Source organism: Snodgrassella sp. ESL0304, from assembly GCF_013344995.1.
Lineage (GTDB): Bacteria > Pseudomonadota > Gammaproteobacteria > Burkholderiales > Neisseriaceae > Snodgrassella > Snodgrassella alvi.
In genome coordinates this window covers 1-14,391 of record NZ_JAAEDR010000002.1, presented here as the reverse complement: position 1 = coordinate 14,391, position 14,391 = coordinate 1, and the positions used below count along the sequence as shown (strand labels likewise).

Below are 14,391 nucleotides of genomic sequence, written 5' to 3'. Positions count from 1 at the left end.
ACCTTAAAATTATCCCCGCTATTTGCGGGGATAATTTTTACCGTACTGATTTAAAGCTAAGTAAATGCTGACGTGTAGCCAGCCATGCGCCCAGCATACCCAATCCGCAGACCATTAGCAAAATAGCCAGCACTTCCCATAGGTTGAAAAAACGCCAGACAACATGCACACCATATGGCTGTAAAATCGCACTGAGTAAAGGCTGAGTCTGATAGTTAAGCCAATAACACAAACCAATGCTGATTGCCGCAGCCAGCAGACTCTGCCAGATAGCCAGATACAGGAACGGCCGGCGGATAAATGATGCCGGAGCGCCCAGCAGTTTGGTAATTTCGATTTCTTCCCGATGACTGAGAATCTGTAACCGGATAGTATTGTAAGCAACCAGGGCGAAAGCCAGCCCCAGTGTAATAGCCAGAAACCACAACAATTTATGGACAAACTGATTAATCTGATACAGCGTCTGCATCCACTCAGCGTCCATTTTCACGCTTTCAACCATGGGTAATTGTTCAAACTGAGTCTGTAATGCAGCCAGCTCGTCCGGCGAATCTGCCTGTGGCGTAACCGTAAATGCATCCGGCAGAGGGTTACTGTCAAGCATTGAAACCAAATCCTGATTACCCATGCTGCGCTGCAACTCTTCCAGCCCTTGCTGTTTACTCACAAATACTACTTTTTGAAGTTGTTTATTGGCCTTTAAGGCTTCTTCAACGGTGTGATTATCACTGGCAGTGGCATTAATCTGCATATAAAGTGTCATGGTAGGCACTTCATTCATCTGTCCCAGTACCTGCTGACCGCTCTGTACTCCTAGATACAGAGCCAGCGGTAAAGTCATGGCAATGGCCAGCATGCATAAAATCAGCAGGGTAGCCACTGGCTGACGCAATAGCTGGCGTAAGGCCTTACCTGCCGCTTCTTTATGCAGTGAAATAAACTGGTTCATGCGTATAACCTGCCTTCCTGCAAACGGATAATACGATGCCCGTAGTCTGCCATTAGTGTTTCATCATGTGCTGCTACCATAACTGTCGTACCGGCCTCATGAAATGTTTTAAACAGCTCCATAATATCCAGTGCATAGGCTCTGTCCAGATTGGCAGACGGTTCATCTGCAATCAGCAGTCCCGGCTGATGTACCACAGCCCGCGCAATACACAACCGCTGCTGCTCTCCGCCGGACAAAGTAATCGGATCGGCCAGTTCGCGCCCGCTCAGACCAACTTTTTCAATCGCTATCCGCGCCCTCCGTTCAGCCTGTTTACGTTCATAACCGGTGATACGCAGAGGTAACATCACATTTTGCAACACATTGCGGTCAAATAATAATTTATGATCCTGAAAAACGATACCGATATGCTGACGCAAATAACCGAGCTGGTTATCATTTAGCCGCCCCAAATCCTGATTATTCAGCCAGACCTTGCCCTTAGTAGGTTTAACAATACCGCTTATCAGTTTAAGAATTGTTGACTTACCTGCACCGGAATGGCCTGCAATAAAAATCATTTCACCTTTGTTGATAGAAAAACTTAAGTTTTTCAGCGCAGTAAAACCGCCCGGATACGTTTTCGAAACCTGTTCAAAACGAATCATCTTTATATGTCCGTTTGTTATATAAGTATTGTTCGATTATACCGCAGCATACGCTCAAAGAAAGCCTGCACCTATCCAGTATCGCAAGTTCGCGGTATGCTTATACCTGTCCGTAAATAAGGAAACTGCAATGCAACCGATTACCATGTATACCACCGGGGTATGCCCTTATTGCCAGATGGCCAAAGCATTACTCAAACAAAAAGGTGTAACCGATATCAATGAGATCCGGATTGATACGGATGCGCAAATCCGAGAGCAGATGATGCAGCGTACCGGCCGCCGGACTGTTCCGCAGATTTATATCGGTGAGGTACATGTCGGCGGCTTTGATGATTTGAATGCTTTGAATCAAGCAGGTAAACTAGACGCTCTGCTCGCAGGTTAAGCACGTACTATCTTTTTTCACTTTTCATCCGGTACAACCAGATGAAATCCGCAATATTAATTTTATTCCCTTGTTGAAAGAAAAGCATGAGCAAAAAAGAAAAAACACCAGAACAAACCTCACAACAACCGGTATTCAGTATTGAAAAAATTTATCTGAAAGATTTATCACTGGAAGTACCGCATGCGCCACAGATCTTTCTGGAAAGCGGAGAACCTCAAATTGAAATGCGTGTTACTTCTGCTTCTGAAAAACTGGAAGATGAATTTTATAATGTAACAGTAACTGTTACTGTTACTGCAAAAATGACTGAAGAACGTGTATTGTTTCTGAATGAAGTGGCACAAAGCGGTATCTTCCGCATTGCCAACATCCCGGATGAGGATGTAGAACTGCTGCTGGCTGTAGCTGCTCCGAATATTCTGTTCCCTTATGCACGTGAAACTGTATCTAATACCATTACACGTTCCGGCTTCCCACCGGTAATGCTGGCTCCGATCAATTTCGAAGCTATGTATCAGGCTGAACAGGCTAACGCCGGCAATGCCTGATATAGAATTATAGACAAAAAGCTGCTTTATCCCGATGCAATATATACTTGCGGATAAAGCAGCTTTTTTATATCTGTTACGATGCAGCTACAGCATCACCGGTAACGACTTTGAAATACTCCGGCAGCCAGTATACCTACTACACATAAAGGCAGAATATAATACATTGCACCAATCGGACTAAAACGACTTAACCACTGCACCAGAGGTAAGGTTAAACCGCCGACAATAGCGTAAGCCACATTGTAGGAAAAAGAAATCCCTGTAAACCGTATAGCCGGCGGAAACATTCGTATCATGGCAGCTGAAACAATACCGGCCACACCAGCCGCCAGCCCCAGCAATAAATACAGAACAAAAATCAGGCTATCACTGTATTTGCCCAATGCCGGATAAAATAACGCTGTCATTACACCTGTAAACACAATTCCGCCTATTAGTACCCGTCCGGTACCCAGCCGATCAGCTAGCAAACCATAAATCACACAGCCAAGCATTTGCATCACAATAGCCATACTCTGCATTTCAAATGCCTGCGTACTGGAAAATCCGAAACTGCCGGTTAATAACTGCGGCATAGCCAGCAAAATCACCACAATACAGCCAGTCAGAAACCAGGTAAGCAGCATGCCGACAGATACAGCAGTTTTATGTTTAGAAACCAGAACTTTAACCGGCATTTCCGTTACCAGCTCTTTGCGTTGCTGCATTGCTTTGAAAACCGGCGTTTCATGCAGATAGCTGCGTAAATACAGAGTCAGCAGCCCAAACAGCCCGCCAATAATAAAAGGTATGCGCCATGCTCCGTTCAGAATAGCTTCACTACTGAAAAGTTTTGCCATACCCAGCGCAATCAGAGAGCCCAGTAATATTCCCAGCGACAACCCGCCTGTGAGAAAACCATTTGCCATACCAATACGTTTTTCAGGTACATGTTCAGACACAAAAGTCCAGGCTGCTGGAATTTCTCCGCCAATAGCCACACCCTGTATCATGCGTAATACTAATAGCAGTATAGGAGCTGCATAGCCGATATTAGCAAAAGTAGGCATCAGCCCCAGACACAACGTAGGTAAAGCCATCATCATAATAGACAACGCAAACAAACGTTTGCGTCCGAATAAATCACCAAAATGCGCCATCACAATACCGCCCAGCGGACGAAACAGATAACCGGCAGCAAAAATTCCGTAAGTATTCAGCAGCGCCCAGAATGGATTTAAACCTGCCGGAAAAAACAGTTCAGACAGCACTTTGGCATAAAAAACATAGATAACAAAATCATAAAATTCCAGTGCCCCGCCAAAGGATGACAGCATCAGCGTACGCACATCTTCCCGTGTTAACAGCTTTTGTTCAGCTGCAACATCTGCATTCCGGCTCTTCATGTAACTTTCTCAATTAAACAGATAAAAAAATTAAAAGCGGTTTATAACAGCCTAAGCCAACTTTTTCAAATTCACAGCCCTTACTACTTCCATTCCATCTGATTATCAGACTGCTATCTTGCTTTTGGTTATAAAGAAACAAAAAAACAGTATTTCCGTACCCGCACCAGCATTGCTACATTAAAACATCGTCTAAAACCTATTTTCCGGCATGAATATATTCTGGCGCTACGGTCTGCTGGCAGCAATAATTGCAGGTCTGACATCTTGCGATAACAACTCCGGCAGCAGAGCAACTCTGCTGAACGCTTCTTACGATGCTACACGTGAATTGTATCAGCACTACAATACTGATTTTGAAAACTACTGGTATCAGCAAACCGGTCAGAAAGTGCACATCCGCCAGTCCAACGGAGGTTCTGGCAAACAAGCCATTGCCGTGCAAAATGGTCTTAAAGCCGATGTGGTGACACTGGCGCTGGCCGGAGACATCAATGCTCTGAACCGTGGCAAAAAAACATTACTGCAACCGGACTGGCAGCAGCGTTTACCCCATAACAGTACCCCCTATACCTCTACCATTGTTTTTCTGGTGCGTAAGGGCAATCCCAAACATATCCGTGACTGGGGAGATCTGATTCATAACAATGTTCAGATTATCACACCTAATCCTAAAACATCCGGTGGTGCACGCTGGAATTTTCTCGCTGCATGGGCTTGGGCGAAGCATCAGCCAAACGGTAGTGATGCCAGTGCTCAGGCATATCTGCAAGCGTTACTCCGGCATGTACCCATGATGGATACCGGAGCACGTGCCGCTACCATCTCCTTTACCCACCGACAGCTCGGCGATGTATTACTGGCATGGGAAAATGAAGCCAGACTGGCACTTAAACAGTCTCCTGACGAATTTGAAATCGTCACACCGTCACTTTCAATTTTATGTGAACCACCGGTAGCCGTTGTTGACGGTAATGTTCTTACCCCGGATAAACGCCGGCTGGCCACTGCCTATCTGCAATATTTGTATAGCGACAGTGCCCAGCGTCTGATAGCACAAAGTTATTTCAGACCGGTAAATCAAAAAATCATGGCAGAATACCGGCACCAGTTTCCCAGCCTGCAACTGGTGACCATTGATAAAGAATTTGGTGGCTGGAAAGAAGCTCAACAACGCTTTTTCAGCGATGGCGGTATATTTGATCAGATTTATGCCAATCAGCAGCCGTAATCTGACACCATAGATATAAAATAGTCCGGACCTGTTATCAAGTATCCGGACTATTTACTTAAATCACAGAAATTTCTCTTTTCTGATTAATCATTTACACTGAAACTTTATCTGCATCCCAGAAATCTACTGCGGCATCTACCACTGGTTTAACAATACCGGTACGAATAGCAAAATCACCAAAATCCTCAGCATTATTACGCTCCTGTGCCCAGCGCGCAATCCAATCCTGCAAGATAGCCAGCACTTCATCAACTGTAATATTCTCGCTGAACAAACGCGGAATACGCGTGCCAGCCCGGTTACCGCCAACGTACAGATTATAACGGCCGACTGCTTTACCTATCAGCCCGATTTCAGCCAGTAACGCACGACCGCAGTTATTCGGACAACCGGTTACCCGCAGAATAATATGCTCCTTAGACAAACCATATTGCGCCATAAGCGCATCGACCTGATCAATGAAACCGGATAAAAACCGTTCAGATTCAGCCATCGCCAGCGGACAGGTTGGAAAAGCCACACAGGCCATACTGTTTTTACGCTGTTCCGTGATTTCATCGTCAATGAGTTTATATTTACGGGCAATCCGTTCAATTTCATCCTTATCTTCAGCATGCACACCGGCAATAATCACATTCTGATTGGCTGTCAGGCGGAAATCACCTTTATGAATTCTGGCTAATTCACGCATACCGGTTTTCAGCGGCCGGTCAGGATAGTCAAGTAAACGGCCGTTTTCAATAAATAAGGTCAGATGCCAGCGTTCGTCTTCCCCTTGTACCCAGCCAATGCGATCACCGCGTTCAGTGAGTTCATAAGGGCGGCTGGCAGCAAATTTAAAACCCTGCCGGCGCTCAACCTCCTCTTTAAATACTTCTGCGCCTACACGCTGCAAAGTGTAACGTGTACGTGCATTTTTGCGATCACTGCGATTACCCCAGTCGCGCTGGGTAGTAACCACAGCCTCAGCACACCGCACTGCCTGCTCTACCGGAATAAAACCAAAATCCTTAGCAGTATTCGGGAACGTACGCTGATTACCATGATCAATAGACAGCCCGCCGCCTACCAGTACATTAAAACCAACAAGATGACCGCCCTCACCAATAGCGACAAAATTCAAATCATTAGCATGTAAATCCACATCATTCAGTGGGGGAATAACCAGTGCAGTTTTAAATTTACGTGGCAAATAAGTCTTACCGTTGATCGGTTCGACCACATCATTACTCACACCATCTGACAATGGTGCAGCCGGTTCTGAACTAAGCACCTTTTCACCATCCAGCCAGATATCAGCATAAGCATGTGTTCGCGGCAGTAAATGCTCAGAAATCTTACACGCCCACTCATAGGCTTCACGATGCAAACTGCTTTCAATCGGGTTACTGGTGCACAGCACATTACGATTAATATCACCGGCGGTAGCGATTGAATCCAGACCGAGCTGATGCAGCCACTGATGCATCGGTTTAATATCCGGTTTCAGCACGCCATGAAACTGAAAGGTCTGGCGTGTAGTCAGACGAATACTGCCATAAAGTGTATGTGCAGTAGCAAATTCATCGATTCCCAGCCATTGTTTCGGGGTAATAATTCCGCCGGGCAGACGGCAACGCATCATTACATTTTTCAACGGTTCCAGTCTGGCTGCCTGTCGCTGAGCACGGACATCACGGTCATCCTGCTCATACATACCATGAAAACGAATCAGCTGAAAATCATCACCATTAAACCCGCCGGTAATCCCGTCATGTAAATCGGCAGCAATATGCCCGTATAAATAATTACTTTCACCTTTCAGCCGTTCATTATCGGCCAATGGTGCATCTGGCATTCTGGCTCGCGGGTCATTATTCATTTACAGTATTCCTTAATATGGCATCTTGTTATAATTCATTCAAACCATTGTATAATTAATCGGCTTTCAGCCAAAAGAATACCGAGTTGTAATTAAAGAGATTTTAGTTATAACACCTCTGACAGCCGGCGCTCTCCGGCTGTATCTGACTATGCAGGAAATACCTATGCAACGAGGCATTTATCAGCACTATAAAGGCAGGCTTTATCAGGTTACCGGTACAGCACGCCACAGTGAAACCGAAGAAGAACTGGTTATTTACCAGTGCCTGTACGGTGATTATTCAACCTGGGTGCGTCCCAAAAGTATGTTTAATGAAACCATAAGTGTTAACGGACAACTACTGCCGAGATTTGCTTTAATACAGCCTCTTTAACCACTAAAACAAAAAAGCACTAACTATCCGTTAAAATTGATAGTTAGTGCTTTCATTTAGTAATAATAACTGTGTAAAATTTATTTACCAATACAAAAACGGCTGAATATAACGCCCAGCAAATCATCGGCACTGAATTCACCAGTAATCTCATTTAATGCATTCTGCGCCAGACGCAAATGCTCTGCAAACAATTCAATCTGATTTTCCTGACACATACTGGCATTTAACAGCTCCTCTTTGGCCTGTTCAAGCGCCTGAATGTGGCGTGTTCGTGCCAGAAAAAGCCCTTCACTTTCACCCTGCCAGCCTACCTGCTGCAATAAAGCCTGACGCAATAAATCCAGCCCTTCACCTGTTCTGGCCGACAAAGCAATGACCTGACCGGCATCCGTGAATGCCCGCAATTTTCCCGTTTCACGTGAAACACAGCTGGCTGCTTCTCCTGTTAAATCAATCTTGTTGTGTACTTCGATTTTGTGCAAACTGGCCGGTAACTGCGCCAGAATTGCCGCAGTAGTGGCATTGAGTCCTTCACGCTGGTCAATCAGTATCAGCGCTACATCTGCCTGCTGTACAGCCTGCTGACTGCGCTCAATACCAATACGTTCAACCACATCTTCTGTTTCACGCAGACCTGCTGTATCAATAATATGGACAGGTACCCCGTCCAGAGTAATCTGTTCCCTTACTGTATCTCTTGTTGTACCGGCAATATCAGTAACAATGGCTATATCGTCGCCAGCCAGTGCATTAAGCAAACTTGATTTACCCACATTAGGCGCGCCTACCAGCACCACATTCATTCCTTCACGCAGCAGCGCGCCCTGCTGTGCATGCTGTAATACCTTATCCAGACGGTCACGTAACTGCTTAAGCTTGCCGCTTGCATCTGCGGCCTGAAGAAAATCGATGTCCTCCTCCGGAAAATCCAGAGTTGCCTCCACCAGCATACGCAAAGTAATCAGATCATCAACCAGCCGATGAATTTCTTCAGAAAAAGCACCCTTCAAACTGCGTACCGCCATCCGTGCGGCCGACTGACTGGAAGCATCAATCAGATCAGCCACACTTTCAGCCTGTGCCAGATCCAGCTTATTATTTAAAAAGGCACGTTTAGTAAATTCACCCGGTTCTGCCAGCCGTGCACCCAGTTGCAGACAGCGCTGCAATAGCATCTGCAACACCACTGGTCCGCCATGCCCCTGCAACTCAATTACATCTTCACCAGTAAAGCTGGCCGGCTCTGCAAAATACAACAACAAACCATTATCAATAACCGCATCCTGCTCATCAACAAAATCGGTATACATCACTTTGCGCGGCACCGGTGTTTTTCCACCACTTAATTTTTGTGCCAGAGACAACAGATTTTTACCGGATAAACGTACTACGCCTACACCACCACGTCCCGGAGCAGTCGCAATAGCAGCAATAGTCGGATTAGTTTCCATCATCAGAATCCCTGCTTATTAAAACAGTTCAGGCAGCCTGAAACAGCTGCCTGAGCAAAATCAGCGTGCAACAGCTTAATCATCAACCTGCAACAATTCCACATCAAAAATCAGTGTGGCATCAGGCGGAATCACACCACCCGCACCCCGGCTGCCATAAGCCATATGCGGCGGAATAGTCAGCTTGCGTTTACCGCCCACCTTCATACCATTAAATCCTTCATCCCAGCCGGCAATAACCATACCTGCACCCAGAGTAAATGTTAACGGCTGCTGACGGGTAACACTGGAATCAAACACCGTACCGTCTTCCAGCATACCAGTGTAATGTACCGTAATTTCCTTACCCTTTTGAGCTTCCGTACCCGTACCCTGCTGCAAATCTTCAATCACCAGATCCATATTCATTCATCCTTGATTAATAAATTAGCGTACACTGTAACACAGACATTCAACCCATGCATGTTATTGTCCATAGCAGACTTTTCAATTAACAGGAGATAATATGACTACCAGCGAAATCGTTTTTCTGGACCGTGCAACTCTGCCTGAATATCCGTTTAACTTCAAATTTCCTCATCACATTACCAGCTATAGCCATACCAGCCCGGATGAAGTAGCCGGCCGGATTGCTCAGGCAAATATTGTTATATCCAATAAAGTACGAATTAATGCTGAAGCTATTCGCAATAGTCCGCAATTACAATTAATTGCGGTGCCGGCTACCGGTCTGGATCACATTGACCGGCAGACAGCACAACAACACAATGTCGGTATTCGTAATGTTCGCGGTTATGGAAACGATACGGTTGCTGAACATGCCATGATGCTGATTCTGGCACTGATGCGCCAGTTACCAGCTTATCAGCGCGATGTCGCTGCCGGCTTATGGGAAAACAGCCCTTTTTTCTGCCATTTCGGTGCACCTATCCATGATTTGAACGGCAAAACACTGGGAATTTTCGGGAAGGGCGGTATCGGACAAGCTTTAGCTGCACGGGCGCAGGCATTCGGAATGCATGTTCTCTGGGGAGAACACAAAAACGCCAGCAGTTGCCGGGATGGCTATACCCCATTTACCCGGCTATTACAACAAGCTGATGTGGTTTCCCTGCATTGCCCGCTGAATGAACAAACCCGCAATATGATTGATGAAGCGGAATTAAAAATGATGAAGCCGCAAGCCGTACTGATTAATGTCGGACGAGGTGGTCTGGTTGCAGAACAGCCACTGGTTGCGGCTTTGAAATATGGTCAGTTAGGCGGAGCAGGCGTAGATGTACTTAGCGAAGAACCACCGGTACATGGCAATCCGTTACTACGTGCTCACCTGCCTAACCTGATTATTACCCCGCATATAGCATGGGGCAGCGAAGAAGCCATACAGCGTATCTGTAGCATGCTGGAGGATAATATCAATACCTTTATGCAGGAAAATAAATAGCAATTAGCGTAGTGGTCTGGCTTTCAGTTCTGTCAGCAAGGCAGAATAGCTGGCCACTAAATCAGTATTATCCGGCAGAAAGCGGGCAATCTGCCGCCGCTGCTCATCTATATAATGAGCTGAGTTATCGGCATGCTCATTCATCGCGGATAGCAACTGTTTAGCACCCGCTTGCACATCATTACCCTGATAATAATAGCCAAGATCAGAAATCAGTTCAGCATTATGAATCAAAGGATATCCCTGCCAGCACACTTCCAGATAGAAGTAATTAAGCGGATTTTCCCATTGATGAGATATTACCGCATCTGTATTGGTTGCCAGAAATGTCGGTGTATCATAACGCCCCAGAAATACTGATTTGTGCTTTTTCACAATATCCAGCTGATTCATCAGCGCAATGAATTCCATGGATTTCTGCGCCATCGGCAAAGCATTACAAACCTGCAGAATATCAATAGATTCCGGTTTATCACGATAGACTATTTCAGCAATCAGAATCGGATACAGGCAGAATTTAACCACATCGATATTCGGCTCCATAACCGACAAACGCCAGCCTTTACCGGATACCGGAACCTGCCATAAACCCTGAAAAGGCATAGCTGCGGTCTTCTGATTCAGGAAGACCGGACTCCACACAAATGGCACGACACGTGCTTCGTGGCGGCGGAATATTTCAAAATAAGCCCGACTGCAATTGGCTACCTGCGGAATCATCCAGATATCATCATAACGCTGATTAATAAACAGGTTGGCCCCGCCCATATTGCGGGCAAACAAAACCGACTCCATCATATGGATATATTCAAAACCGCAGCAGTAAGAAATCAGGTGTACACCCCGGTCTTTAATATAAGCCGTTTGTTCAGCACTAATCTGCCCGCCCAGTTCAATCAATACATCTATCTGATCCTTGACCTCAATAAAACTTTTGGTCGGCCATCTCTCCAAATCCCATGGTAAGCGTGAAGTAACCGGCACATCTGTTGTATTAGCCAGAACCACAGAATCTACATTAGGACAGTTTTTCAATGCTTCAGCAAGAAAAACAGCATTCTGTTTAATACCATTATTCCACAGCGTTTCTTCAGGGTGACTCAGACCAATAGTAATTCCTATACGCAGGCGCGCGGCTCCGGTATCCTGAACATGGCCGGAATTCAAATTTGATGTATTAGATAAATTCATATTTTTTTATGGAAATATTTTACCAACAACCGGTTTTATATGTTTTATCAGCAGCAGCTTTTATGCAGGAACACATTAGACTAAAATATCGATCAATTTAAGATAATCTATACTTTAAACAGAGATTTCAGTGCTTTAGTATAACAGCGCACATTACTTTCTGCCTCCGGATCCAGAGTTGCCAGAAAAGCTGTTGCTTTTTCACGATAACCGGCAAGATTTTCATCGTGCATCTTATACGCATCTGCCAGTTTCTGCCCGCCTTCTTCGCAATCAAAATCATGGTAGCGATACCCGCAATCACCAATCAGATGCGAATTATGAATCAGCGGATAACCGCCATATAAAGCTTCATAATAAAGATAATTCTGCGCATTTTCCCACTGATGACAAACAATAGCTTCACAGTAGCGTGATACAACCTGCCAGATCGGGTAACGGCCTTCAAACGATGCCAGACCATGACGAATAATATTCAGACTATGGGCAAATAGATTAAAAGCACTCTGCTCTTTCAGATTCAGAGTATTACAAACATAGATATGTTCAATAAAATCCGGATTCAGACGATGCGCATTTTCACAGACCAGCATAGGTATATAACTGGTTTTTACCATACACATATTCGGCTCAAACATACCAATACGCCAGCGTCTGCGGCCAGGCCGATATCCGAACTTCTCATTTTCCGGCAGTCTTTCACAAGCCTTATTCAGAATAACCGGACTCCACAAATGCGGCATAATTCTGACCGGAGTACGAAAAGTACTGGCAAAATAGGGCATACAGCTTTTCTCATACTCAGGTAATGTCCATACCTCATCATATGGCGCACCTGTAATCAGCAATGCAGAAGGTTTATTGAACAGCATGCGTTCAATATCAATCACATAATCATTACCTACCCGCATACTGACTACTTTACCACCCTGAGCCTTGAAACTTATCATCCACTCTTTGGATAGCTGAGCACTCATTTCAATCATGACATCCAGCTCGTTCAGAGCACTGGCCATGTCAATTACTGGTACTGGTGAATCCTTCAGAAAATTCATTGCGTCCTGCATGTCACCGTCACCGGAACCGGCAACCAACACAGTACTACTGACAACCGGTGATTTTTGTAACAGCATCGCCAGAAACAGACAATTCTGAAAAATACCGTTTTCCCACAGCGACTGTGCTCCTTTACGCACATAAATTGAAACACCGATACGAAGTGAAGACACCGACGACATGAGTTAATTCCTTAATAATTCCGGACGATCAGCACACAGATTAGTTAATAATTGTGCATGAGCAGCGATATTGGCTTCTGTCAGAGGTGAAGTGGCCTTAAACAAAGCCTGAGAAGCCTGCCGCTGACTGCCCAGATTTTCCTCATGATGCTGCCAGGCATGAATAAGCAGTCTGCCTGCCTCTGCAGCATTAAAATCCGGATAATAATAGCCGGCACCAAACTCTTTTAACCAGGGTGAATTATGAATCAGTGGATAATCACCATACAGTGCATCCAGATACAAATAATTCTGGTCATTGCACCATTGATGCGAAACCACCGCATTGGCATGCTGTGCCATAAAACCGGCAATATCATGGCGGCCGTAAAAACACGCTTTATGATCTTTTACCAGATTCAGTGAATTGGCCAGATACAGCATTGTCAGATGATCTTTCATATGCAGCGTATTGAGCACATGCATCATACCTATTGACTGCGGCTCTGCCCGATAGGCTTCATCACAGGCCAGCATCGGAATGGATGAAGTCTTCACCACTGAAATATTAGGCTCGAAAATAGCCACATTCAACGGCGTTTTAACACCATCCTGAAGATTATCGCGCCAGCCAAAATAGAAACCATGCTCAGAAATTTCCTGCTTACGTCTGGATACAAACATCGGATCCCACAAATAGGGCGTAACATGTACCGGACAACGGTACATTGTCCGCAGCATCGGAATATAGCCCTTATCTTTAGGCAAAACCCATACTTCATCAGAACGGTCTACCGGCGGAAAACTGGTCGGTTTTTCAAAGACATTGTATTCTGCCAGACCAACATAAGGCTGACCAACACAATAAAATACCACTTTTTTCCCGCGTGCCCGCTGCAACGCCAGCCAGTGCGGACTTAACGCGCCGGCCAGTTCAATAATGACATCAAAAGCATCCTCAGCTTCCTGTTCCGACATCAGATGCAAATCAAACAGACTTAAATCAATTTGCTCTGCCATTCCCGGCTGCCCGCCCACATTAATCAGATCAACTGCTTTAACAAACGGAATAGCCTTCAGGCTCTGAACCAAAAATATAATATTCTGACTCATGCCATTTTCCCAGATATTCTGATTGGCATGAGTAATAACAGAAATACCGATACGCATGTTAATCCGTATTCTTAGTAAAAATACAATTAGTGATCAATAAATAAGATTTACAGACTTCACAGGAAAAACCCGGAAGTCTGCTTTTAATCAGGTTTTCTTACCATTTAAAGCCAAGTACTGAATTAACAGCTGTCTCTTTGCCCGTAGTAGAAACACCTGCACCCCATGTCACTTTGCCGTTCTTACTTGCTGCCTTAAAGTTAAGGCCGACAGCACCATAGCCACGATATGCACCGACACCAACACCAACGGTCTGTTCACCACCATTCAGGGAGGGCAGATAAGCACCGGACAGAGCCATGGCCAGTGCCGTACCGGAATAGGCACGACGCTCAACATGATGAATGTTGTCATTCATCTGGTTAACATATTCATTTATCATGCTAACCTGATTATTCACACCCTTAAGCTGAGCCACATTGACTGCATCAGTATCAGCCGTACCCGCGGCAACCCCGGTTATCTGACGGTATACACCTTTCGATGCATCTCCTACAGATACCGCTCCTTCTGTA

The 14,391-nt window shown here is 45.3% G+C and carries 15 protein-coding genes; 5 read left to right on the top strand and 10 right to left on the bottom strand.

Going from position 1 to position 14,391, the window contains the following annotated elements:
• Positions 1–37: 37 nt before the first annotated feature.
• Together ftsX and ftsE are read right to left on the bottom strand one after the other, a co-directional pair.
• Positions 38–955: a permease-like cell division protein FtsX gene (ftsX, locus tag GYX91_RS00120; protein WP_174829662.1), complete on the bottom strand. Its 918-nt coding sequence runs from the start codon at positions 953–955 to the stop codon at positions 38–40.
• Entirely contained in the window at positions 946–1,599 is a 654-nt protein-coding gene (gene ftsE, locus GYX91_RS00115) for a cell division ATP-binding protein FtsE (RefSeq protein ID WP_084585172.1), read from the bottom strand. Before ftsE ends, ftsX begins: the two co-directional genes overlap by 10 nt.
• Positions 1,600–1,729: 130 nt before the next feature.
• On the opposite strand from ftsE, the gene grxC reads away from it, so the two are divergent.
• Complete coding sequence (gene grxC, locus GYX91_RS00110) at positions 1,730–1,987, top strand: glutaredoxin 3 (protein ID WP_025329678.1); 258 nt, start codon at positions 1,730–1,732, stop codon at positions 1,985–1,987.
• A gap of 86 nt (positions 1,988–2,073) precedes the next feature.
• Positions 2,074–2,538, top strand: coding sequence for a protein-export chaperone SecB (gene secB, locus GYX91_RS00105; RefSeq protein WP_025329677.1), 465 nt, complete (start codon positions 2,074–2,076; stop codon positions 2,536–2,538).
• A gap of 95 nt (positions 2,539–2,633) precedes the next feature.
• On the opposite strand, the gene GYX91_RS00100 is transcribed toward secB, so the two are convergent.
• Positions 2,634–3,926, bottom strand: a complete 1,293-nt coding sequence (locus tag GYX91_RS00100; RefSeq protein WP_174829653.1) for an MFS transporter — start codon at positions 3,924–3,926, stop codon at positions 2,634–2,636.
• A 211-nt stretch (positions 3,927–4,137) separates the two neighbouring features.
• On the opposite strand from GYX91_RS00100, the gene GYX91_RS00095 reads away from it, so the two are divergent.
• The gene (locus GYX91_RS00095) at positions 4,138–5,157 is read left to right on the top strand and encodes a sulfate ABC transporter substrate-binding protein (protein WP_174829652.1); all 1,020 of its coding nucleotides are present in this window, start codon (positions 4,138–4,140) and stop codon (positions 5,155–5,157) included.
• A gap of 94 nt (positions 5,158–5,251) precedes the next feature.
• Here GYX91_RS00095 and cysI read toward each other — a convergent pair whose 3' ends face one another.
• On the bottom strand, positions 5,252–7,021 hold the full coding sequence (cysI, locus tag GYX91_RS00090; protein ID WP_174829651.1) for an assimilatory sulfite reductase (NADPH) hemoprotein subunit: 1,770 nt from the start codon (positions 7,019–7,021) through the stop codon (positions 5,252–5,254).
• A gap of 166 nt (positions 7,022–7,187) precedes the next feature.
• Between cysI and GYX91_RS00085 the strand changes: the two genes are divergently transcribed.
• The gene (locus GYX91_RS00085) at positions 7,188–7,397 is read left to right on the top strand and encodes a DUF1653 domain-containing protein (protein WP_198190489.1); all 210 of its coding nucleotides are present in this window, start codon (positions 7,188–7,190) and stop codon (positions 7,395–7,397) included.
• Between the two features lie 80 nt (positions 7,398–7,477).
• Here GYX91_RS00085 and mnmE read toward each other — a convergent pair whose 3' ends face one another.
• A complete protein-coding gene (gene mnmE, locus GYX91_RS00080) occupies positions 7,478–8,854 on the bottom strand; it encodes a tRNA uridine-5-carboxymethylaminomethyl(34) synthesis GTPase MnmE (RefSeq protein ID WP_174829650.1) in 1,377 nt (458 codons plus the stop codon).
• 72 nt (positions 8,855–8,926) lie between these two features.
• Complete coding sequence (locus tag GYX91_RS00075) at positions 8,927–9,253, bottom strand: FKBP-type peptidyl-prolyl cis-trans isomerase (protein ID WP_084550608.1); 327 nt, start codon at positions 9,251–9,253, stop codon at positions 8,927–8,929.
• A gap of 103 nt (positions 9,254–9,356) precedes the next feature.
• On the opposite strand from GYX91_RS00075, the gene GYX91_RS00070 reads away from it, so the two are divergent.
• Entirely contained in the window at positions 9,357–10,295 is a 939-nt protein-coding gene (locus GYX91_RS00070; protein ID WP_174829649.1) for a D-2-hydroxyacid dehydrogenase, read from the top strand.
• 3 nt (positions 10,296–10,298) lie between these two features.
• On the opposite strand, the gene GYX91_RS00065 is transcribed toward GYX91_RS00070, so the two are convergent.
• The 4 genes from GYX91_RS00065 to GYX91_RS00050 form a co-directional block, all read right to left on the bottom strand.
• Positions 10,299–11,486 carry a DUF2827 domain-containing protein gene (locus tag GYX91_RS00065; RefSeq protein ID WP_174829648.1) on the bottom strand — a complete coding sequence of 396 codons (1,188 nt, stop codon included), beginning with the start codon at positions 11,484–11,486 and terminating at the stop codon, positions 10,299–10,301.
• Between the two features lie 107 nt (positions 11,487–11,593).
• A complete protein-coding gene (locus GYX91_RS00060) occupies positions 11,594–12,724 on the bottom strand; it encodes a DUF2827 domain-containing protein (protein WP_174829647.1) in 1,131 nt (376 codons plus the stop codon).
• Between the two features lie 3 nt (positions 12,725–12,727).
• Positions 12,728–13,873, bottom strand: coding sequence for a DUF2827 domain-containing protein (locus tag GYX91_RS00055; RefSeq protein WP_100125704.1), 1,146 nt, complete (start codon positions 13,871–13,873; stop codon positions 12,728–12,730).
• Between the two features lie 100 nt (positions 13,874–13,973).
• Positions 13,974–14,391, bottom strand: a 418-nt coding sequence (locus GYX91_RS00050; RefSeq protein ID WP_174829646.1) for a YadA-like family protein, incomplete at its 5' end; no start/stop codon positions are given.